We start from the raw sequence: 21,315 nt of genomic DNA on the forward strand, positions 1-21,315 counted from the left end.
AAAACAACCCGGTCGACAGCCCCGAGGATCACCTCGCGCAAGGGCGAACTGCACGCCCCGGATGTCACCCAAACGCCATGGGCGCAGCGGGATCGGCACCGCGATGTCCGCCGCGCCTTGGTCTCCGTCTGTCGCTGGCTACGTACCGAATCCTCCTCAGCAGCAACAACCCTGGGTATTCGCACGACCCCCGATGACAAGGCCGCCCACCAACGACTGATCGGCGGCAGGGGCCATGGCTCGCTGTGGGGCGGTGCCCCTCGGCATCGTCGGTTTGGTACTCACGTTCTCGGCGATCGCCTGACCGGCGTGCGACCGTTGGCTCGTGGTCATGTGTGTCGGCCACTGTGACCCGGACACGTGAGCAACAATTCCGTTGCGGGGCGGAGAATTTACGCTAGGCGGCAGTGCGTGCCCGGAGACGAGCCGAAGCTGGCTCCACGGCACCGACACTCGACCGGACATCGCAGGTAACCCTGTATTCGAAACCGGGAGGTGCCGTGACCGCGCTCGCATTGGTGTTGCGCCCCGCCGAATTCATTCCCGATCGGGTCGTCGGCATCGACGGCCGCACCCTCGCGTGGCGCCAGATCCCGGCGCGCGGGGTATGGCAGAGCTGTCGGGATCTGCTCCTGGATGTCGCGGGGGACGACGAGATCACTGCGGTGGGCATCGCCGCCGTCGGGCGAATGCACATGCGCGCGGGGGTGATCGCACCCGCTGAAATCCAGGAATGGCGTGGGGGGATTCGGCATTGTGCCGCGGTACAGCGGATGTTTCCCGTCGCCGCCGTGCAGTTGGCTCCCCGCAGCATGTGCGCGGCACTGGCCGCGCGAGGCATCGGCGCGGCGGCATCGGGAGACGAGTTGACCGGCGCTGGATTGCTCGCCGTGCTCGCCGAGGATTACGCCATCCGGCATTCATCGGCACGCGATCACGGCCTGGAACCTATCGGACAGCGGCCTGCCGGACGGCGGTACCCAGCGGCTTGCGCACGGCCGCAGCCGCGGTGAGCCGCCGTCCGATGCATTTCATCGACGAACTTATCCCACACGCAGAAACCTCGTCAATTATGTTCCGCGGCAGACAAGTTGTGTTTTCGAGCAGCCAAGATTGCACGAGTTCGATTGTCGGGCATGATATTTGCCGCATCGTGCCGTATTCGGACGTACACCTCGGGCCGTCAATTCAACGCGGTCTGCGAACGGACCACCGAACTGCTGTGCATGATGGCCGTCGGCGACAGCACCCCGCAGCGGAACCAGCTCGCCGAGACGGCCGAGTCCGTGCGCCGGTATGTGCGCGACAATATCGGGGTCGCCGACCTCCGTCTGGCCGCGGTGGCTCGGGCATTGAGCTGGTCGCCACGGCAGTTGCGCACCGCGCTGGAGCAATCCGGAACCACGTATCGTGAAGTGCGCCAGGACGAATCACTGCGGATGGCGCGCGCCATGCTCGAAAATCCGGACACGACACTGACCATCGCCGAAATCGCCGCGCGCAGCGGATTTACCGTTACCTGGTACTCCGCCGCATTCAAGGCCCGATACGGCGAAAGCCCGAGGGAATTCCGCAAACGCCGGCTGGCCGAGACCGGCCAGCCGGCATCGGTGGTCAGTCCACCGGGTGCAACCGCACCGGCAGAGTAAGCGGACCCGCGGTCATGAACTGCGGGCTGACCGGAAGCAGCGCCGAATCCCGGGCCAGGCGCAGCCGCGGGAAGCGGTTGAACAGCGTGGACAGCGCGAGACGCGCCTCCAGGCGGGCCAGTGGTGCGCCCAGGCAGACGTGCGCTCCTCTGCCGAAGGCCAACTGACCCCGGTGATCGTGGTCGATGTCGAACACATCGGCATTCGGGTATCGCTCCGGGTCTCGCCCGACATTGCCGTTCCAGATGACGATCGCGCCCGCCGGCAGGTCGACGCCCGCGATCGTGACATTCTGCTGGGCATAACGGAGGTTGGCGCTGTACACCGGTGATCGGAAACGCAGTGCCTCCTCGATAACGTCCGCCCAGCGGTCCTCGGCGCGGGCCTTGTCCAGCTGCGCCGGGTTCTCGCACAGTGCGATGACCGCATTGGCCAGCAGGTGCACCGTGGTCTCATGGCCGGCCATGATCACCAGCCACAACATGTTGACCATATCGTCGGTGGTCAGGTTGTCGGTGTTGGCCGCCAGTATGGCGGAGGTGAGATCATCGCCCGGTTCGCGCCGTTTGGCCTCGAGGAATTCCGCGAGGAACGCCAGCATCTCCGTCATGGCGGCCTGCATCTGCTCACCCGTGCTGGTCTGCGACATGAGGGTGGTGGCCCAATAACCGTCTCTCCAGCGGTCGGCAGCTGGATGACCGACTCGGTCATACTGTCTCGAATGGTGTGATCGACGGATGGCATCCCCGGACCATCCGAGTCTGTGCCAGGTCATTGTCGATCACCCGCGGCGCCGTGGAGTGCCGGATCGATATCCTCTGCTCCGCAACGGAATTTCACCGCGATCGGAACATAATTTCTGGTGCGGAAGCACTTTCGGCGCAGGCGTGGCAGGGTGTGCTGGATGAGCAAACTCAATTGGAGTCATAACGCGTACTACCAACGGTTTCTCATGCGGCAGCTGCCCACTCCGTGTGCCCGGGTGTTGGACGTCGGCTGTGGGGCGGGCGGTTTCGCGGAGGAAATTGCACGGCGCGTCGAGCAGGTCGATGCGATCGATCGGTCCGCGGTGATGATCGACGTGGCGAAGCAGGCGGTGCCGGAGAATGTCCGGTGCATTCTGGGGGATGTGCTGGAGCAGCCGCTCCCCGATGGAACCTATGACGCGATCGTGTCGATCAGCACGCTGCACCATATGCCCCTCGATGAGGTGCTGCCGGTATTGGCGCGGGCAGTGCGGCCGGGTGGTGTGATCGCGGCGGTGGCATTGCCGCGGTCCGATCTCCTTCGGGAATTGCCCGTCGAGTTGGCAGCGGCGATCGGGCATCGGATGCTCGGGATCGTGTTCCGGATGCTTCGGGCGCGTGGACGGCAGAGTTGGTATGCGGTCGAGACGACTCACGATGCCATGCCGGTTGTCCTCGACCCGCCGCTGACGACGCGACAGGTACGGGCGCAAGTCGCGGCGATTCTGCCCGGTGCGCGAGTACGTCGGCTGGTCTTCTGGCGCTATTGCCTGGTCTGGCGCAAACCGGTGTAGCCAGGTTCAGACGGCTGCGGCGCGTTTGGCGTCGCGGCGTTGTCTGCGGCGAATACGGTAGCGGCGGATCCGGCTCGCCAGCAGATACACCAGGAGCACGCCGACCACCAGCAGTGTGCCCGCGCAGACGGCCGCCACGACCGGATGGAAGATTGCGGTGGTGACGATGCCGCCGACGGCAAGATCCTCGACCAGGCTCATGACGATATTGCTCGCGGGCTCCGGCGAGGTGTTGATCGCCATCCGTGTTCCGGCCTTGACGAGATGGCTTGCCAGGGCGGTAGTTCCGCCGACCGCTCCGGCCGCCAGTTGCGGAAGCGAACCGTCCTGGCCCGCGAGCAGGGCGGCGACGACCGCACCCGATGTCGGGCGCACGATGGTGTGCACCGCATCCCAGAAGCTGTCGAGATACGGGACCTTATCGGCGACGGCCTCGATGAGAAACAACACCCCGGCAGCGATCAATACATCGGTGCGCTGCAGCGCCTCCGGCACGTCATCGGACAGACCGGTCACGCCGAAGATGCCGAGCAGCAGAACCACCGCATAGGCATTGACCCCGCTCGCCCAGCCCGCGGCGAAGATCAGGGGCAGTGCCGACATGAGGCCATCGTATGGTGCGCAGCGCGGCGCGACCACGGAGCCGACCGAGTACGACCAAGGCGACCAGTGTCACCGCCAACAGCAGGCAGGTACTCGCGGCCGCGCGCGACCCCGCCGGAGAGCAGCGCGGTCTGCAGACTGACCGACATACTGCCGGGCCCGATCACGTTGCGGCCCTTCGATTTCGATACCGGCGCTGGTCGCGGCGGCATCGAAGGCGCGCTGGACCAATTCGCCGTCGGCGACCGTGGTGCCCGCCATATCGAGGACGGCGAGGGTGATGTTCTGATCCGGCATGGTGCTCCTCCTCACAGATTCAACAGGTCGGCGGTCTCCGCACCGATCGCGGGGCCGAGGGTCATACCGCGGCCGCCCGGACCGGTGACGACCCAGATGTGCGCATCGGCCTGGGCGCGGGTCACGATGGTGGCCGGATCGACGCTCTGGCTGTAGACGCCCGCCCAGCGCCGCACCACCTGCGGGAGTTCGCGTCCCAGTAGCTCCTCGGTGACGGCGGTGAGGTGTTCGTACGGTGCCTCGTCCACATCGAAGGCGAACGGCTCCTCGTATTCGTGGGTATCGCCGATGGTGAGACTGCCACTGAGGCGTTGCACGCACAGCAACTGCATCCGGTGCTCGGCGGCGATCGCGGTCTGCGACTGCTCCGCGTTCAGCACCTCCAACTGCGGACCGGCGAAGCCGGGGTAGTAGCGGAAGCTGTCGCCGTCGGCGATCGCGGTGGTCAGCGGTTCGCCGAGCGGCGCGGTCTGCATCATCTGCAGCCGGACCCGGCGCACCGCGATGGTGCCGACGAGTTCGCGGGTCAGACCGGTGTGCGCGGCACCTGGACAGACCAACACCAGATCCGCTTCGAAGGTGCGCCCTTGGTCGTCGAGAACCGTTGCGCCGGAGCCGGTGTCGGTGACCTGGCGGGCCTCGGCGCCGGCATGGAAGCTGTAGCGGTCCGGCGTAGAGTTCGGCAGCGCTACCGAGCGAATCGAAACGGTGCTCGCGTCGCCGCGCGAGGCCGCCCTACTCGAATGGACTACGGCACTACCGCTACTGCTGCTGCATCGGCGCAGCGTCGACCAGCACGGTGAGCCGGTCGAACGCGTCCGCTCCCGCTACCGCGGCGACCGCATCGCCTTCGAGGCCCAACTCGGCAGGTAATCGCCTGATCGCAGCGACTTCACATCCATTTCTGCAAGTGAATCGCGATGTCCGGCACCTCCAATAGGCCTTGGGCGACATCGTTCATGAACTGCTCCTGTGCATCCACGTCTACCTGCAATCCGTGGCCGGTATTCAGCGACAACATGGTGTCCACCGCGATCCACGCCGTCCGTTTGTTGCCGTCGATCAGAGCTCTATTGCGTGCGATCGCATGCAATAGAGCGGCTAGCTTATCGAGCAATGTCGGATATGCGTCCATGCCGAACACTGTTGTTTTCGGACGTTCCGCCGATGATTGCAGCAATCCCCAATCCCGGACGCACTGCTTGCTGCCGTTCACGGTTTCGGCGATCAACAGAAGTTCGGCAAGGTCCAGATAGATCATGCGAGCCGTTTCATCAGCTCGGCATGCTTATTCATCGACTCCTGTACAAGTGCGGTGAAAACCTCTTGATGCCTTGTCAAATGCAGGTGGATCGCTTCCTGGGCGATCTCCTGCTTCGACCGACCTTCCAGCTTCGCTCGTTCTGTGAGCATCCTGTCGTCGTCGTCATTGAGTCGCAGAGTCATGGCCACCGATGGACGATACCATCGTGGTATCACTCTTGGCGAGGCGTCGTTGTGCCGGCTCAGCGCACCTGGGGTGCGACCTTGGCGTCGATCAATTCGATATCGCGCAGCACCTTTTGGTGCGGCAGGGTGTTCACGCCGGAGCGGCACGAAGTGGTCCAGGCCGAGGGTGTCGCGGATAGGTCGGGCGCGGGCACCGACGGTGTGCGATTGACCGGTGCGGATAGTCTTGTTCCATGTCAGTGCGTACCCGCCAGCCGCTTGTTCCCGGCACGCTCTCGCCCACCCGTGAGGTTCCGCGCTCGATCGAGCGTCCGGAGTATGCGTGGAAGAAGACCGTGAACGAGGGCCGCGAACCCTGGGTGCAGACGGACGAGACCATCGAGAAGATGCGGATCGCGGGCAAGATCGCGGCGCAGGCGCTCGCGGAGGCGGGCAGGGCGGTGGCCCCCGGTGTCACCACCGACGAGCTGGACCGGATCGCGCACGAGTACATGTGCGATCATGGCGCTTACCCATCGACGTTGGGCTACAAGGGTTTTCCGAAATCGTGCTGCACTTCGCTGAACGAGGTGATCTGCCACGGCATTCCGGATTCGACGGTGATCCAGGACGGCGACATCGTCAATATCGATGTGACCGCCTATATCGATGGCGTGCACGGCGATACCAATAAGACCTACCTGGCCGGTGATGTCGACGAGGAGGTGCGCCTGCTGGTCGAGCGGACCGAAGAAGCGACGGTGCGGGCGATCAAGGCGGTTCGGCCGGGCCGGGCGCTCAACGTGATCGGGCGCGTCATCGAATCCTACGCCAACCGGTTCGGCTACGGCGTGGTGCGCGATTTCACCGGGCACGGCGTCGGCCCCACCTTCCACAGCGGCCTGGTCATCCTGCACTACGACCAGCCCGCCATCGAATCGATCATCGAGCCCGGCATGACCTTCACCATCGAGCCGATGATCAACCTCGGCGGCATCGACTATGAGATCTGGGACGACGGCTGGACCGTCGTCACCAAGGACCGCAACTGGACCGCGCAGTTCGAACATACGCTGGTCGTAACTGAAACAGGCGCCGAAATCCTCACCCTGCCCTGAGGGGTGGCATGAAGGGCGCACTGCTGATCGCGGGAACGACCTCCGACGCCGGAAAAAGCGTTGTGGTAGCCGGACTGTGCCGAATGCTCGCTCGGCGCGGCATCCGAGTCGCGCCGTTCAAGGCGCAGAATATGTCCAATAACTCGGTGGTCACCCTCGACGGTGGCGAGATCGGTCGTGCGCAGGCGCTGCAGGCGGCGGCGTGTGGGCTGGAGCCGAGTGTGCGGTTCAATCCGATCCTGCTCAAACCCGGCAGCGACCGTCGCTCCCAACTCGTGGTGCGCGGCAAGGCAATCGGAACCGTCGGCGCGCGCGACTATTTCCAGCACCGGCAGGATCTCCGTGAAGTCGTCGCCGCCGAACTGGATGCGCTGCGCGCCGAATTCGACGTGGTGATCTGCGAGGGCGCCGGTTCGCCCGCCGAAATCAATCTACGTGCCACCGATCTGGCGAATATGGGGCTTGCGCGCGCGGCACGACTGCCGGTGCTCGTGGTCGGCGATATCGACCGCGGCGGCGTGCTCGCGCATCTCTTCGGCACCGTGGCCGTACTGGAACCCGAAGACCAGCAACTGATCTGCGGCTTCATCGTCAATAAGTTCCGCGGTGATGTCGAGTTGTTGCGTCCCGGACTCGACCGGCTCACCGAGCTGACCGGACGCCCGACCCTCGGTGTCATTCCCTACGCGGACGAGCTGTGGATCGATGCGGAGGACTCTCTCGGCACCGTCGCCGATGCTCCGGTAGGCCGTCCGAAGCTGCCGATCGGCGCCGAATGGCTCACGGTCGCGGCCATCCGACTACCGCGCATCTCGAATTCCACCGATGTCGAGGCGCTGGCCTGTGAGCCTGGTGTCGCGGTGCGCTGGGTCAGCGAGCCGTCCCGGCTGGCCGACGCCGATCTGGTGGTGCTGCCGGGCAGTAAGGCGACCGTCTCGGATCTGGAGTGGTTACGGCGCACCGGAATTGCCGACGCGCTACGGGCCAGGGCGGCAGCGGGGCGGCCGATCCTCGGCATCTGCGGCGGATATCAGATGCTCGGGCGCCACATCGTCGATCGGGTCGAATCCGATGCGGGGACGGTCGCGGGGCTGGGTCTGCTGGATCTGGAGATCGAATTCGCCGATCCCAAGGTGCTGCGACGCAGCACCGGCCACGGGATCGGTAATGGACTTCCCGTGCACGGATACGAGATTCACCATGGCCGGGTCGGGCGCAGCGGTGATCCGGCCTGGCTCGAGCTGGACAGCGCCACGAGCGCGGAGGGTACCGCGCGCGGGGCGATCTGGGGCACCCATCTGCACGGCCTGCTGGAATCGGATGAGTTCCGTCGCGCCTGGCTCCGCGAGGTCGCCGCCCACGCCGGACGGCACGGTTTCCTCGTCGAGGACAACATATCGGTAGCCGCGATCCGCTCGTCCCAACTCGATCTGCTCGCCGACCTGATCGAACAGCACCTCGATATCGCCCACATCGAACACCTGCTCACCGATGGCGCACAGACTGATCGGTCGACCATCGTCTCCGCACTGGGAGTCGGCAGTAAGGCACTCTGACCTGCCTGTACAACTACCGAAATGTTTATATTCCCGAGTCGTGGGTAGCTGACACACGGCCCCGTTCAATTAGGGCGTGTACCGTACTCCGGCATGAAATCTCGGCGGATCACGGTCGGTGACCGGGCATGGACCGTGCGGGTCGACGGCCCGGAGTCTCGGCACAGCGTGCTGCTGCTGCCCGATGCCGGTGATCCGGTCGACGTCTACGACCAGGTGTGTGCCCGTTTGCACACCTCGGACCTGCGCACCGTCGCGGTGGAATCGATAGCGGACCTGGATCCGGTGGGTGTGCACGCCATCCTCGACGAACTCGGCATTCCGTGGGTGAATGTCGCCGGCCGCGGCGCGGGCGCGCAGTTGGGCTGGCAGGTCTGTGCGGGTGGTTTCGGCCGGTTCATCAGCCTTGTCGTCGCCGATCGTGGCCATCCCGCCATACCGGCCGCCGACGGCACTGTCGCCGACCCGACGTGTCGGCCGGTGGAGGTCGCCACCACCGTGCTGGTCACCAAGAATTTGCCGCGTTCGGTGGCGGATGCCTCCGGTCGCTACGTCTACGGCGAATTCCGGGTTGTGGAGATCGACGTCGACAATGTGGCGACCGAGGCCGACCACGAATTGGCCACCGAGATCGTGTTACGCACCAGCCTCTGGTGAACCGGCGGTCTTCGTGCGGAAGACCACCAGCCAGTCCAGCCAGCTGTCGAGTTCGGCGAAGGCATTGGCCCGGGGTTCGGCCGAGGACAGGAAGACATCGTGGCGGGCGCCGTCGATCGGGACGATATTGGTCCGATCGCCCAGGCAACCCGACCAGCGCTGAATCTGGCGGACATCGAGGACCGCATCCGCCACATCGATGGCCGGACCGTACTTGCGCGCGAATTTCGTGATCCGCGAACGCAGAATCAGCGCGGGCACGCCGACCGACAGCCCCGCCTGCAGCCTGGCGTGCCCGTTGCGGATCGCGCGCAGCCAGCCGAGCCGGACCGGGAAGCCCTCCAGCGGTTTCCAATCCAGGTTGTAGTCCCACTCGCCCGCGACGCTGTGGTGCAGGCTGTCGCCGTAGGAGCTGATTTTGTTGCCGGGTAGTTCGAACATCGACCGGAACCGGCCGACCATCTTGATCACCTGGGTGCCGATGGTCCGGTAGTACGCGGGGCCCTGCAGGTCGAACCAGGGGCTGTTGAGCACCAGGCCGACAATGCCCGACTCGGCTGTGCCTTTCGCCTTGTTGAGCCGGTCCAGCCAGAGCGACACGATGAGTCCGCCGGTCGAATGCGCGACGAGCAGCACATTATCGCCCGTTTCTTCCTGGATGATCCGCAGCGACTCGTTCAGTTCGGCGTCGTAGAGCGCCAGATCGGTGACGTAGTGCGGTGTCTGGCCGTCGCGCAGCGAGCGGCCGCACTTGCGCAGATCCAGTGCGTAGAAGCGATGTCCGCGCCCGGCGAAGTGCTCGGCGAGATGCTGTTGGAAGAAGTAATCGGTGAAACCGTGTACGTAGAGCACCGCGGGTTCGGTGGCGGTATTGTTCGGAGCGCCCCGCAGGCGATCGCCAGCGGCGGCATCGGTATCGGGGATGTAGCGAACGATGGTCGCGACGGCCTCACCCTCACCATCGGGGTCCGGACCGAGCGGCAGGGGGCGCTGCTCGTAGCCCACACCGAGGACATCTGGCTTCCATCGCTCGGCGGCTGGGGCCGTGATGTCGGACACGCTGAGCGAGGCTTCGTTCGTCACAACGATCAATGTAGGCGACGATCAGGGCCGATTCGAAGATCGAGTGCCGGAAGGAATCTACGTCACATTCGGTAGGTTCGTTGCCGGGCTTCGAACAGGTGAGGTGCACAATTGGGCTAGGTGAACGGCGGGTAACCTACACCCCGCCGAGTCACGCAGGACTCGCGACAATCACATAGCGCCCGTGCCCAGCAGGCCCACCGTGGGGGTGGGCGTGCACAGAAGGACAAGGAAGTCGATCTACCCGTGCCGAACGCTGCCATGACTGAAAAGACCGACGTAGTACTCATCGGTGCCGGCATCATGAGTGCCACTCTCGGCGCACTGCTTCGGCAGCTGCAGCCGGAATGGTCGATCTCCCTGTTCGAACGGCTGGACGCGGCCGCCGCCGAGAGCAGCGATCCGTGGAACAACGCGGGCACCGGACACTCCGCACTGTGCGAGCTGAACTACAGCCCGCAGAATCCGGACGGCTCGGTCGATATCAGCAAGGCCATCGACATCAACGAGCGCTTCCAGGTCTCGCGCCAGTTCTGGTCCTACGGCGTAGAGAACGGCATCCTCGGCGATCCCTCCGCATATATCAACCCCATCCCGCACGTCAGCTTCGTCCACGGCGCGAACAATGTGGACTATTTACGCAAGCGGTACGAGGCGCTGTCGCGGCATCCGCTGTTCGCCACGATGGAATACATCGACAGCCCCGACGAATTCGCCAAGCGGCTGCCGCTGATGGCCAAGGGCCGCGACTTCGCCGAGCCGATCGCGCTCAACTGGACCGATGAGGGCACCGATATCGACTTCGGTTCGCTCACCGGTGAACTGCTGGCCTACCTCGGCCGCACCGGCGTCGATCTGGCCTTCGGCCACGAGGTACGCGACCTCACCAAGCAGTCCGATGGCTCGTGGCTGGTCAAGGTGCGCAACCTGCGCACCGGCCAAACCCGCACGCTCATCAGCAAATTCGTCTTCGTGGGCGCCGGTGGCGGTGCGCTGCCGCTGCTGCAGAAGTCGGGTATCAAAGAGGCCAAGGGTTTCGGCGGCTTCCCGATCAGCGGTCAATTCATCCGCTGCACCAACCCGGATCTGATCCACCAGCACCACGCCAAGGTCTACGGCAAGGCCGCCGTGGGTGCGCCGCCGATGTCGGTGCCGCACTTGGACACTCGCATCATCAAGGGCCGCCCTGGCCTGCTGTTCGGCCCGTACGCCGGGTGGACGCCGAAATTCCTCAAGGACGGTAAGAACACCGACCTGTTCAAGTCGGTCAAGCCGAACAATATTTTCTCGCTGCTCGGTGTCGGCGTCACCGAACTCAGCTTGACCAAGTATCTGATCAGCGAGCTGCTCAAGTCCGAGGCGGGCAAGGTGGCCACGCTGGAGGAGTTCATGCCGCGCGCGAACGGCCACGACTGGGAGCTGATCACCGCGGGGCAGCGCGTGCAGGTCATCCGACGCAAGGGTGCGGGTGGTGTGCTCGAGTTCGGTACGGCGGTTGTCGCCGCCGAAGATGGCACGATTGCGGGTCTGCTCGGCGCGTCGCCCGGCGCGTCGACCGGTGTCAGCGCCATGGTCGACGTGCTGCAGCGGTGCTTCCCGCGGGAGTACGCCGACTGGACCCCGAAGCTGAAGGAAATGGTTCCCTCGCTGGGTGTGAAGCTTTCCGAGAACCCCGCGCTGTTCCAGGAAGTCTGGGATTGGTCGACCAAAACCCTGAACCTGAACGGTGGGTCGGACAACACGCCCAAGCGCGCAGGGGTCGCGCCGATCGCGTAGTTGTGATAGCAAGACGCGATGATGTCAACGGTTGCACTCAAACGGTCCTGGGCACTCGATCTCGACACTGCCACCCTGTATCAGCTGTTGAAACTTCGTGTCGAAGTCTTCGTCGTCGAGCAGAAATGCGCGTACCCGGAACTGGATGGTCTCGACCTGCTGCCGGAGACGCGCCATTTCTGGCTCGATGACGAGGGTGAGATCATCTCGACGCTGCGGCTGCTCGAGGAGCACGACAACGGTGTGAAGTCGTTCCGCATCGGACGGGTGTGCACCGCGGTGTCGGCCCGCGGGCACGGGTACACCACCCGGCTGGTGCAGGCCGCGCTCGCCGAGGCCGGTTCGGCAACCGTGCGCCTCAGTGCCCAGACCTACCTCGTCGACCTGTACGCCAAATTCGGCTTCAAGCCCGATGGCGACGAATTCGAAGAGGACGGCGTCATGCACCTGCCCATGCGGAAGGGCTGAGCTGTGTCGTCGGCCGCGCGGGCGCGCCGTGTTCGCGGTCGCTCGTAAGACTCGCTCCGTGGTGGTTGATCGAGTGGGAGGCCCGCTCTTTCCTCAATGCGCCCCCGGCGGTGTCGCGCGTCGGAGGGTGCTGGTGGGTGGGTGTGGTGATGTGAATAGAGTTGGGGCGTGTCATTGTTCCGTACGGAAACCGCGCCGCATGCCTCTTCGCTGACCGGGGCGGGTCCCGGTGCTGATGGTGATGTGGGGTTTCCGTTCTCGGCGGTGGTCGGGCAGGAGCGGTTGCAGCTGGGGTTGATCCTGTGCGCGGTACATCCTGGGATCGGCGGCGTACTGGTGCGGGGGGAGAAGGGGACCGCGAAATCCACTGTGGTGCGGGCGCTCGCGCAATTGCTGCCGCCTGTTGTCGATGACACGGGTGCGCGGCCCGCTCGGCTGGTCGAGCTGCCGGTAGGGGCCACTGAAGACCGAGTGGTCGGTTCTTTGGATCTGGAGCGGGTGCTGCGCGACGGCGAGCAGGCCTTCCGGCCCGGGCTGTTGGCGGCCGCGCATCACGGCGTGCTCTACGTCGACGAAGTGAATCTGCTGCACGACCACTTGGTGGATGTACTGCTCGACGCCGCCGCGATGGGCCGGGTACATATCGAGCGCGATGGGGTCTCGCATTCACATCCGGCACGGTTTGTGCTGGTCGGCACGATGAATCCGGAGGAGGGGGAGCTGCGGCCGCAACTGCTGGACCGGTTCGGGCTCACCGTCGATGTCGCGGCCTCGCGCGATGTGGATGTGCGGATGGCCGTAGTGCGGCGGCGGCTGGACTACGAGGCGGACCCAGCCGGTTTCGCCGCGCGCTATGCCTCGGCCGACCGGGAGGTGGCCGAGCGAATTCTCACCGCCCGCGCGCGAGTCGCCTCCGTCGCGCTCGACGATGTGGAGCTGCGGCGGATCGCCGCGCTGTGCGCGTCATTCGATGTGGACGGAATGCGGGCCGATCTGGTGGTGGCCAGGACCGCCACGGCACATGCGGCCTGGCGTGGGGCGGAGGCGGTGACCGAGGCGGATGTGCGGGTTGCGGCCGAGCTGGCCCTGCCGCATCGACGGCGGCGGGATCCGTTCGATGAGCCGGGGATCAGCGAAGAGCAGTTGGATGAAGCGATGCGGGTGGCGGGGGAGGAGGCCGAAAAGCCCGGTGTGCAGGGCGGGGCTGCGGATCTCACGGAAAATGAGCTCGACGACGGCCCCGCGAACGACGTCAGTTCCAATGCAGGTATGGCAAGCCGCGGCGGCGATGCCGATGACGCGGGTTCGGACAGCGCATCGAACAATGCCAGCGATCCGGATGTTCTCGGCGATGGTGGCCCGGATGGTCAAGGCCCGGACGATGATCCGGACGGAGGTCCGGGCGCTGCCGGTCCCGGCGGTTCGGATTCGCCGGGCGGTGGGCAATCGCCGTCCGCGCGCGAGGGGCGCACCGGCACACCCGCGACATCCGCTGTGATACCGCCGCGTTGGGAAGTAGCCGGTGTCGGCGAGGGTGCGGCGGGCCGCCGTTCGCGCGCGCAGACCAGGCAGGGACGTACGGTGCGGTCCAGTACCGATACCTCCGGTGGCCTGCATCTGCTCGGCACCGTATTCGCCGCCGCACCGCACCAGCACTCCCGCGGCAGAGCCGAGGGGCCGTTGAAGCTGATCGCCGATGATCTGCGCGGCGCGTATCGCGAAGGGCGCGAAGGCAATCTGGTGGTCTTCGTGGTCGATGCGTCCGGTTCCATGGCGGCGCGCGACCGGCTCTCGGCGGTTACCGGCGCGATCGTCGCCTTGCTGCGCGACGCCTACCAGCGGCGGGACAAGGTCGCGGTGATCACCGTGCGCGGCCAGGAAGCTGAACTCGTCCTGCCGCCGACGTCCTCGGTGGATATCGCGGTGCGACGCCTGTCGGGCATCCGCACCGGTGGTAAAACCCCGCTCGCCGCAGGGCTTTTGAAGGCCCGCGAGGTCGTGTATCGGGAACGGGTCCGCGATCCACGCCGCCGTCCGATGCTGGTCCTGCTCACCGACGGTCGTGCCACCGGCGGTGTCGATCCGGTGCCGCGCACCCACGCTGCCGCGAATCTGCTTGCCGCCGAGGCGATCACCTCGATCGTCGTGGACTGCGAACGCGGCATGGTCCGCCTCGGCCTCGCCGCTGAGCTGGCTCGCACCCTCCGCGCGGGCTACCTCCGACTCGCCGAGCTGACCGGCGATTCGGTCGCCGATGTCGTCCGCGCCGGATCCCGTCGCCCCGGCGCGACCCGAGCTGCCTGATCGTGGCGGACCCCGATCGACCCCGCGGCCGGACAACGGTGTTCGGCCTTTCGGCGCATGGTCGCCGCGGCATCGGCATCGGCGTCCGATCGCATCATCACAGTGACGCGACGGTGCTCCGTCGTACCCGCGCGGTTGTCGGTATGGTCGACGTGGAATTTCAGATAGACGTGCTACCAAGGAGTTTCGATGCCTAAGGGTGTGCCGGAGACGGTTCCGGATGATGGGCTGACCACGCGGCAGCGGCGGAATCTGCCGGTGCTCGCCGTGCATACCGGGCCGGGCAAGGGGAAGTCGACGGCCGCGTTCGGGATGGCGTTGCGGGCGTGGAATCAGGGATTCGATATCGCGGTATTCCAGTTCGTCAAGAGCGCCAAGTGGAAGGTGGGGGAGGAGGCGGCTTTTCGCGGTCTCGGCCGCCTGCACGACGAATCCGGTATCGGCGGGCCGGTCGAATGGCACAAGATGGGCGAGGGTTGGTCCTGGACCCGCAAACAGAGCACCGATGAAGACCATGCCGCCGCCGCACTGGCCGGTTGGCGCGAGATCGCGCGCAGGCTCCAGGCCGAACAACACCGCTTCTACGTCCTCGACGAATTCACCTACCCCCTCAAATGGGGCTGGGTCGACGTCGACGAGGTCGTCGCAACTCTCCGCAACCGCCCCGGCAATCAGCATGTGGTCATCACCGGCCGTGATGCCCCCGGGGCCCTATTGGACGTTGCCGACCTAGTCACCGAAATGACCAAGGTCAAACATCCCATGGACGCAGGCCGCAAAGGCCAGCGAGGCATCGAATGGTGATCGTACCGAGTGTCAGCGAGGCGCAGTCGTGAGTGGTGTTGCGGCGGTGGTGATCGCCGCGCCCGCTTCGGGAAGTGGTAAAACGACGCTGGCGACCGGTTTGATCGGGGCGCTGCGGCGGGCCGGGCATCGGGTGGCGCCGTTCAAGGTAGGGCCGGACTATATCGATCCCGGATATCACGGCTTGGCGGCTGGGCGGCCCGGTCGCAATCTCGATCCGGTGCTGGTCGGCGCGGAGCGTGTTGTTCCGCTGTACCGCCACGGTGCCCAGGGGTGTGATCTGGCGGTGGTCGAGGGCGTCATGGGCTTGTTCGACGGCCGCATCGACGAGAACCACACCGCGCCGATCGCCGAGGGGTCGACCGCGCAGGTGGCCGGATTGCTCGGCGCCCCAGTGATTTTGGTGGTCGATGCGCGCGGACACAGCCAGAGTCTGGCCGCATTGCTGCACGGCTTCGCCACCTTCGATACCGCGATCCGCCTGGGTGGTGTCATCCTCAACCGCGTCGGCAGCGAACGCCACGACCAAGTGCTGCGCGCCGCCTGCGATCGAGTCGGGCTCCCGGTGCTCGGATCACTGCCACGCCTGGCCGAACTCGAGGTTCCCTCCCGCCACCTCGGCCTCATCCCCGCCGTCGAACACGGCACCGCCGCCACCACCGCCGTCGAAGCGATGACCGACCTGGTGGCCGCCCACGTCGACCTTTCCGCCGTTGCCCGCCTCGCCCGATCGACCGGCACGGCCCCGGCCTGGGATCCGGCAACCGCGATCCGCGAAACCGCGGACTCGGCGTCGGTGGACAGCTCGGCAAGCGTGGACAGCGCGAATCATTCGAATGCCCACGCCAGTGGCGGTGCCGCCGGTGTAGTTGCTGTGGGCATTGGCGGAGCAGCGCGTGCAACCGATGTGGCCTCGGAGCGTGCGAGGATGTCGACCTCGACGACCGCACGAGGCCCCGTGGTGCTGGGTGAGGCTACGGAGGCCGGGCTCGGTCCCGTAATTGCCATAGCCGGCGGGCCGGCGTTCACGTTCGGGTACGCGGAGCATCGGGAGCTGTTGGAGGCTGCCGGGGCGCGGGTCGTGGTCTTCGATCCGATGCGTGATGAACTTCCCACGGGGACAGCCGGTTTGGTGTTGCCAGGTGGTTTTCCGGAGGAGCACGCATCGGCGCTGGCCGCCAATGATCGGCTGTTGGCGCAGGTCGCAGAGCAGGCCCGCTCGGGTCTACCGGTGCACGCCGAATGTGCTGGATTGCTGTATCTCAGCCGCTCGCTGGATGGCCACCCGATGGCGGGTGTGGTCGATGCGACGGCCGAATTCGGTCCCCGGCTGACCCTCGGCTATCGAGATGCGGTGGCGCTGGCCGATTCCGCGTTGTGGCGCATGGGCGAACGGGTGCGCGGCCACGAATTCCACCGCACCCGCCTTGTCGCCACGGGCGCCGACACCCCCGCCTGGGGCTGGCATATCGCAGGCGAGCGCATCCTCGAGGGCGCTCTCCCGCACCGCGTCCACGCCTCCTACCTCCACACCCATCCCGCCGGAAACCCCAGAGCCACAAGCTGTTTCGTCGCCGCTGCCACCGAATACGCCCGCTCCCGTGCCGCCATCTGACACCTCGACCGACGTGCCGATGTGCATCGTCGGCCTCGGGTTTCGACCGGGCACATCGAGCGAACGGATCCTGGCCGCGCTGCGAGAAGTGCTGGACGACAGGTCTATTGCCGGCCTCGCGACCATCGATCGGCGCGCCGGGGAACTCGGTCTTCGTAGTGCCGCCGCTGGTTTGGGCGTCTCGGTCCGCAGCTTCACCGCGGCCGAACTCGGGCAAGTCGACGTACCGAATCCCGCTGCCCGCACCGCGGACGCCCTCGGCACCGCCAGTGTCGCCGAGGCGGCCGCGCTGCTGGCCGCCGACGGTCCGCTCGTAATTCCCAAGCGGACTGTCGACGGCATAGTGATCGCGGCCGCGCTCGCGAAATCACCACTGACGTAACAAGAGTCTGCGAAACCGTTCCCAGGTCGATCGGCAGGGACAGCGGGTCGACGGTGAAGAAGCGACGGCGAGTAGGGAATATCGACCGGATCGATGACCGGCCGCAGATCCGGCAGCCGCTTACGCCGAACGGATGGTTGAACGGTCGGCCGGTGACCCTCACCTTGCCGCAGGTCGATCCGAACAGTCGTGGGCCGTGGGTTCGACTGGGTGCGGGACTATCCGTACTTCCGCTGAAATCCGTTGTCCGACAGCATGATCAACTTTCCTCCGCGACCCCGATATCTTCGTGCCAGAGCGACGGTTGGTCGGCGATGAATTCGGTCATCAGGTCGGTGCAGCGCCGGTCGTCGAGCACGGTCACCGCGACCCCGTGCTCGGCCAGCCAGTCGTGCCCGCCGTAGAAGGTCTGCGCTTCCCCGATGATCACCGCGCCGATCCCGAACTGGCGCACCAGCCCGCTGCAGTACCAGCACGGTGACAAGGTGGTCACCATGATGGTCGAGCCGTAGTCGCGGCGGCGGCCCGCATTGCGGAACGCATCGGTTTCGGCGTGCATGCTGGGATCCCCGGACTGGACTCGTCGGTTGTGCCCGCGTCCGAGCAGGGTCCCATCGGCTGTGAACAGGGCCGCGCCGATCGGAATCCCGCCTTCGGCCCGGCCCAACAGCGCCTCGTCGTAAGCCACCTCTAGCAGTTGCCCCGCCGATATCGCACGCGTCATGGCTCCAACCTGCCGCCAACCGGCGACCACCGCAACCTAGGTTGCCCGCAGCGTCGATCGACGGCGCTGGTCGAGAGATGCGCCGATGCCCGTGGACGAATGATGCGCTGCGCGCGTCGGGGTCGCCGCGTAGTTCGCCGGTCCTGGACCACTCGATCAGCACTACCGATACCGGCGCCCGACCTCCGCGATCGACGGGCCGACCTAGGGGGAGGCCGTCCGCCCGGATCGACGACCGGCACAGCGTCCGTCATCGCGCCCGCGTGGCGGGTGATTGCTGGGGAGGCGCACCCAGGACGTAGTCTCGAACACTGTGCCGAACACGTCTGTACCCACCGATGACCAGCCGGGAATCGACCCTTCCGGCTATCCCGCGAATGATCCGAACTATCTGGTCGGGCTCGATCTGCACCGACGGCGTGTGGTCGTGATCGGCGGCGGGACGGTGGCGCAGCGCAGGCTCGGGCTATTGATCGCCGCCGGGGCGGATGTGCATGTCGTCAGTCGCGAAGTCACGCCGGCAGTGGAGGGAATGGCCACGTCTGGGCAACTCACGCTGGCCTTGCGCGCCTACGTCGACGGTGATCTGGACGGTGCCTGGTATGCGATCGCGTGCACCGACGAACCCGAGACCAATGCGGCCGTTGTCGAGGAGGCCACGCGGCGCCGGATCTTCTGTGTGCGCGCCGATGTGGCTCGGCTGGGCACTGCGGTAACTCCGGCGACCGCTCGGCACGACGGCCTCACACTCGGCGTACTGGCCGGCGGTCAGCATCGGCGGTCCGCGGCCGTGCGCAACGCACTTCTCGAGGCGCTGCAATCGGGTGTGGTGACCGATGATTCGACACCGATCACCCCGGGGGTCGCGCTGGTCGGTGGCGGTCCCGGCGATCCGGATCTGATCACGGTGCGCGGCCGTCGTCTGCTGGCCCGCGCGAATCTCGTTGTCGCTGACCGGCTCGCACCACCGGAGCTGCTGGCCGAACTCGGCCCGGACGTCGAGGTGATCGATGCGGCCAAGATCCCGTACGGCCGGGCGATGGCGCAGGAGGCGATCAATTCCGCGCTGATCGAGGGCGCCAAGGCAGGCAAATTCGTGGTGCGGCTCAAAGGCGGCGACCCCTACGTATTCGGGCGCGGCTTCGAGGAGCTCGAGGCCTGCGTCGATGCGGGCATTGCGGTGACCGTGGTGCCCGGCATCACCAGCCCCATCTCCGTCCCCGCCGCCGCCGGCATTCCGGTGACCCATCGCGGCGTCACCCATGAATTCGTGGTGGTCAGCGGCCACGTCGCACCCGATCACCCGGATTCCCTCGTCGACTGGCCCGCCCTGGCGCGCCTGCGCGGCACGATAGTGCTCATGATGGCGGTCGAGCGCATCGAACAATTCGCCACCGCTCTCATCGAGGGTGGCCGTCCCGCCGACACGCCCGCGACGGTGATCCAGGAGGGCACCCTGCGTACCCAACGCGTGCTGCGCGCCGACCTCGGCACCGTCGCCGCGCGTGTGCGCGAGGAAGGCATCCGGCCGCCCGCGATCGTGGTGATCGGTCCCACTGCGGGCTTCTCCGTTGAAGCCGCCGAACCGCAAGCCGAGTCATCCGCTGGATAACGCCTCCGCACGGTGGGTGAGCCTGCGCAGCCACGCGGCTCCCGCAACTCGACGGTGTCACAACCGCTCAGTGATTTTCGCTATGAGTGCGTGAATCGTACCCGCGGGATCGGAGACCGGGGTTCCGGATCAATTACAGTGGCTCACCGTGCTCGATAATCCCCCCGCGAAGGTGCAGTACCCGGTGACGCAGCGGGCCTTCGGGCTCGCGATTCTCGTATTGAGCGGACTGCAGCTGATGGTTGTGCTCGATGGCACCGTGGTCATCTTCGCGCTGCCCAGGCTGCAAGCGGAAATGGGCATGACAAGCGCGGGCGGCGCGTGGACCGTCACTTCCTACGGCCTGACCTTCGCGGGCTTGATGCTGCTCGGCGGCCGACTCGGTGATGTGTTCGGTCGCAAACCGATGCTGATGCTCGGCGTCGCGATGTTCACACTCGCCTCGCTGATGTGTGGGTTGGCGCAGAGTCAGGCCATGCTTATCGCGGCCCGCGCCGTGCAGGGCGCGGGTGCGGCAGTCGCGGCGCCCACGGCATTCGCGCTGGTGGCAACGACTTTCGCGCCCGGAAAGGCGCGCAACCAGGCGATCGCGATCGTCGGCTCGATGGTCGGTATCGGCTCCGTGGGCGGTCTGGTGGTCGGTGGTGCGCTGACCCAGCTGTCCTGGCGGTGGATCTTCCTGATCAATGTGCCCATCGGAGTTCTGATCATCCTCGGTGCGCTGTCCCAGCTCGCGGATACCGAACACCACCGATCCGCACTCGATATCCGCGGCGCGGTGCTCGGCACTCTGGCCTGCGCATCGATCGTGTTCGGTGCGACCGAGGGACCGGAGCTGGGTTGGGGCAATCCGGCCGTAATCGGTGCGCTGGTCGCGGGGGCAGTGCTGCTGCTCGTCTTCGTGGCCGTCGAGCGGACCGTCGACGGTCCGCTGCTGCCGTTGTCGCTGTTCGACAGCCGTGATCGGGTCACCACCTTCCTGCTGATCTTCCTGGCCGGTGGCGTGCTCGGCGCGATGACCTTCTTCGTCGCCCAATTCCTGCAGAATGTGCTCGGCTACGGACCGTTGGTCGCGGGAATCGCATCGATTCCGTTCACCATCGGCATCGGCATCGGCGGCGCGCTGGCCTCCAAGGCGGCGCTGATCGTCGCGCCGCGCTGGCTGCTGTGCGGTGCGGCATTCGAGCTGGCGGCCGGACTGCTGGTCGGCTCGCAGCTCGACGGCCACGTGAACTACCTGACCACCCTGCTGCCGCTGTTGGTCGTGATCGGCTTCGGTGTCGGCGTGGCCATGGTGCTCGCACCGCTGTGCGTGCTCGTCGGCGTGCCGCCATCCGATATCGGCCCGCTGTCCGCGGTCGGGCAAATGTTCATGAACCTCGCGACACCGGTATTCATCGGTCTGCTCACTCCCATCGCAGCATCGCGCACCATGTCGATGGGCGGGCGCACCGGTAAGGCGGCGGATATGAACGAGGCCGAGATCTTCGCGCTCGGCAGTGGGTACACGCTGGTGCTCGCGGTCTGCTCGCTGGTCGCGGTCTTGGCGGGCTTCGTCGCGTTGACATTGCGTTATACGCCGAGACAACTCGCGGAGGCACAGCACGCCCAGGAGGAATCGCAGCGGACCGGCTCCATGCCCGTGGTGCCACGGACGGGGCCGCTGCCCATCATCCGTCGCTCTGACTACAGTGGCTAA

Annotated in this window: 21 protein-coding genes and 3 pseudogenes; 15 read left to right on the forward strand and 9 right to left on the reverse strand. The window is 66.2% G+C overall.

Going from position 1 to position 21,315, the window contains the following annotated elements:
- The first annotated feature begins 500 nt into the window (after positions 1–500).
- Positions 501–1,013: a hypothetical protein gene (locus ACW2Q0_RS13735; RefSeq protein WP_457189906.1), complete on the forward strand. Its 513-nt coding sequence runs from the start codon at positions 501–503 to the stop codon at positions 1,011–1,013.
- A gap of 123 nt (positions 1,014–1,136) precedes the next feature.
- Positions 1,137–1,649 (forward strand): helix-turn-helix transcriptional regulator, encoded by a 513-nt coding sequence (locus ACW2Q0_RS13740; RefSeq protein ID WP_457189908.1) that lies wholly within the window; start codon positions 1,137–1,139, stop codon positions 1,647–1,649.
- Here ACW2Q0_RS13740 and ACW2Q0_RS13745 read toward each other — a convergent pair.
- The gene (locus ACW2Q0_RS13745; protein ID WP_457189910.1) at positions 1,615–2,298 is read right to left on the reverse strand and encodes a cytochrome P450; all 684 of its coding nucleotides are present in this window, start codon (positions 2,296–2,298) and stop codon (positions 1,615–1,617) included. The two genes, ACW2Q0_RS13740 and ACW2Q0_RS13745, sit on opposite strands and share 35 nt — an antisense overlap.
- A 255-nt stretch (positions 2,299–2,553) precedes the next feature.
- Here ACW2Q0_RS13745 and ACW2Q0_RS13750 point away from each other — a divergent pair, with 255 nt between their 5' ends.
- Positions 2,554–3,189, forward strand: coding sequence for a class I SAM-dependent methyltransferase (locus ACW2Q0_RS13750; protein WP_457189912.1), 636 nt, complete (start codon positions 2,554–2,556; stop codon positions 3,187–3,189).
- Positions 3,190–3,195: 6 nt separating this feature from the next.
- Here ACW2Q0_RS13750 and ACW2Q0_RS13755 read toward each other — a convergent pair whose 3' ends face one another.
- From ACW2Q0_RS13755 to ACW2Q0_RS13765, 3 genes and pseudogenes are all read right to left on the reverse strand, one after another.
- On the reverse strand, positions 3,196–3,792 hold the full coding sequence (locus ACW2Q0_RS13755; RefSeq protein WP_457189914.1) for a DUF4126 domain-containing protein: 597 nt from the start codon (positions 3,790–3,792) through the stop codon (positions 3,196–3,198).
- Positions 3,793–3,936: 144 nt separating this feature from the next.
- A pseudogene (locus tag ACW2Q0_RS13760) lies at positions 3,937–4,089 on the reverse strand (haloacid dehalogenase); the annotation flags it as partial.
- 11 nt (positions 4,090–4,100) lie between these two features.
- Positions 4,101–4,754: pseudogene (locus ACW2Q0_RS13765) on the reverse strand (FAD-dependent oxidoreductase); the annotation flags it as partial.
- 1 nt (position 4,755) lies between these two features.
- Between ACW2Q0_RS13765 and ACW2Q0_RS13770 the strand changes: the two are divergent.
- A pseudogene (locus ACW2Q0_RS13770) lies at positions 4,756–4,962 on the forward strand (UTRA domain-containing protein); the annotation flags it as partial.
- 19 nt (positions 4,963–4,981) lie between these two features.
- On the opposite strand, the gene ACW2Q0_RS13775 reads toward ACW2Q0_RS13770, so the two are convergent.
- The 3 genes from ACW2Q0_RS13775 to ACW2Q0_RS13785 are packed head-to-tail and all read right to left on the reverse strand — an operon-like array spanning position 4,982 to position 5,732.
- A complete protein-coding gene (locus ACW2Q0_RS13775) occupies positions 4,982–5,350 on the reverse strand; it encodes a type II toxin-antitoxin system death-on-curing family toxin (protein WP_457189916.1) in 369 nt (122 codons plus the stop codon).
- Complete coding sequence (locus ACW2Q0_RS13780) at positions 5,347–5,541, reverse strand: CopG family transcriptional regulator (protein ID WP_457189918.1); 195 nt, start codon at positions 5,539–5,541, stop codon at positions 5,347–5,349. Before ACW2Q0_RS13780 ends, ACW2Q0_RS13775 begins: the two co-directional genes overlap by 4 nt.
- 53 nt (positions 5,542–5,594) lie before the next feature.
- Entirely contained in the window at positions 5,595–5,732 is a 138-nt protein-coding gene (locus tag ACW2Q0_RS13785) for a hypothetical protein (RefSeq protein WP_457189920.1), read from the reverse strand.
- Positions 5,733–5,771: 39 nt separating this feature from the next.
- On the opposite strand from ACW2Q0_RS13785, the gene map reads away from it, so the two are divergent.
- The 3 genes from map (at position 5,772) to ACW2Q0_RS13800 (ending at position 8,848) form a co-directional block, all read left to right on the forward strand.
- The gene (gene map / locus ACW2Q0_RS13790; protein ID WP_457189922.1) at positions 5,772–6,635 is read left to right on the forward strand and encodes a type I methionyl aminopeptidase; all 864 of its coding nucleotides are present in this window, start codon (positions 5,772–5,774) and stop codon (positions 6,633–6,635) included.
- An 8-nt stretch (positions 6,636–6,643) separates the two neighbouring features.
- Entirely contained in the window at positions 6,644–8,191 is a 1,548-nt protein-coding gene (locus ACW2Q0_RS13795; protein WP_457189924.1) for a cobyric acid synthase, read from the forward strand.
- A 93-nt stretch (positions 8,192–8,284) separates the two neighbouring features.
- Positions 8,285–8,848: an alpha/beta hydrolase gene (locus ACW2Q0_RS13800; protein ID WP_457189926.1), complete on the forward strand. Its 564-nt coding sequence runs from the start codon at positions 8,285–8,287 to the stop codon at positions 8,846–8,848.
- On the opposite strand, the gene ACW2Q0_RS13805 is transcribed toward ACW2Q0_RS13800, so the two are convergent.
- On the reverse strand, positions 8,828–9,931 hold the full coding sequence (locus ACW2Q0_RS13805) for an alpha/beta hydrolase (protein WP_457189928.1): 1,104 nt from the start codon (positions 9,929–9,931) through the stop codon (positions 8,828–8,830). The genes ACW2Q0_RS13800 and ACW2Q0_RS13805 overlap by 21 nt on opposite strands.
- Before the next feature lie 261 nt (positions 9,932–10,192).
- On the opposite strand from ACW2Q0_RS13805, the gene mqo reads away from it, so the two are divergent.
- The 6 genes from mqo to ACW2Q0_RS13835 all read left to right on the forward strand — a co-directional run bounded on the left by mqo (position 10,193) and on the right by ACW2Q0_RS13835 (position 17,280).
- Positions 10,193–11,707: a malate dehydrogenase (quinone) gene (gene mqo / locus ACW2Q0_RS13810; RefSeq protein ID WP_457189930.1), complete on the forward strand. Its 1,515-nt coding sequence runs from the start codon at positions 10,193–10,195 to the stop codon at positions 11,705–11,707.
- An 18-nt stretch (positions 11,708–11,725) separates the two neighbouring features.
- Positions 11,726–12,175 (forward strand): GNAT family N-acetyltransferase, encoded by a 450-nt coding sequence (locus ACW2Q0_RS13815; RefSeq protein ID WP_457189932.1) that lies wholly within the window; start codon positions 11,726–11,728, stop codon positions 12,173–12,175.
- Positions 12,176–12,385: 210 nt separating this feature from the next.
- Complete coding sequence (locus tag ACW2Q0_RS13820) at positions 12,386–14,479, forward strand: magnesium chelatase subunit D family protein (protein ID WP_457190075.1); 2,094 nt, start codon at positions 12,386–12,388, stop codon at positions 14,477–14,479.
- A 189-nt stretch (positions 14,480–14,668) separates the two neighbouring features.
- The gene (gene cobO / locus ACW2Q0_RS13825) at positions 14,669–15,283 is read left to right on the forward strand and encodes a cob(I)yrinic acid a,c-diamide adenosyltransferase (protein ID WP_457189934.1); all 615 of its coding nucleotides are present in this window, start codon (positions 14,669–14,671) and stop codon (positions 15,281–15,283) included.
- A 28-nt stretch (positions 15,284–15,311) separates the two neighbouring features.
- Positions 15,312–16,898 (forward strand): cobyrinate a,c-diamide synthase, encoded by a 1,587-nt coding sequence (locus tag ACW2Q0_RS13830; protein ID WP_457189936.1) that lies wholly within the window; start codon positions 15,312–15,314, stop codon positions 16,896–16,898.
- Positions 16,885–17,280 carry a cobalamin biosynthesis protein gene (locus ACW2Q0_RS13835; protein WP_457189938.1) on the forward strand — a complete coding sequence of 132 codons (396 nt, stop codon included), beginning with the start codon at positions 16,885–16,887 and terminating at the stop codon, positions 17,278–17,280. The genes ACW2Q0_RS13830 and ACW2Q0_RS13835 overlap by 14 nt, the downstream gene beginning before the upstream one ends.
- A gap of 259 nt (positions 17,281–17,539) precedes the next feature.
- Here ACW2Q0_RS13835 and ACW2Q0_RS13840 read toward each other — a convergent pair whose 3' ends face one another.
- On the reverse strand, positions 17,540–18,004 hold the full coding sequence (locus tag ACW2Q0_RS13840; RefSeq protein ID WP_457189940.1) for a nucleoside deaminase: 465 nt from the start codon (positions 18,002–18,004) through the stop codon (positions 17,540–17,542).
- A gap of 352 nt (positions 18,005–18,356) precedes the next feature.
- On the opposite strand from ACW2Q0_RS13840, the gene cobA reads away from it, so the two are divergent.
- Together cobA and ACW2Q0_RS13850 are read left to right on the forward strand one after the other, a co-directional pair.
- Positions 18,357–19,616 (forward strand): uroporphyrinogen-III C-methyltransferase, encoded by a 1,260-nt coding sequence (gene cobA, locus ACW2Q0_RS13845; protein ID WP_457190077.1) that lies wholly within the window; start codon positions 18,357–18,359, stop codon positions 19,614–19,616.
- A 148-nt stretch (positions 19,617–19,764) separates the two neighbouring features.
- On the forward strand, positions 19,765–21,315 hold the full coding sequence (locus ACW2Q0_RS13850; protein WP_457189942.1) for an MFS transporter: 1,551 nt from the start codon (positions 19,765–19,767) through the stop codon (positions 21,313–21,315).

The organism is Nocardia citri, from assembly GCF_054065835.1.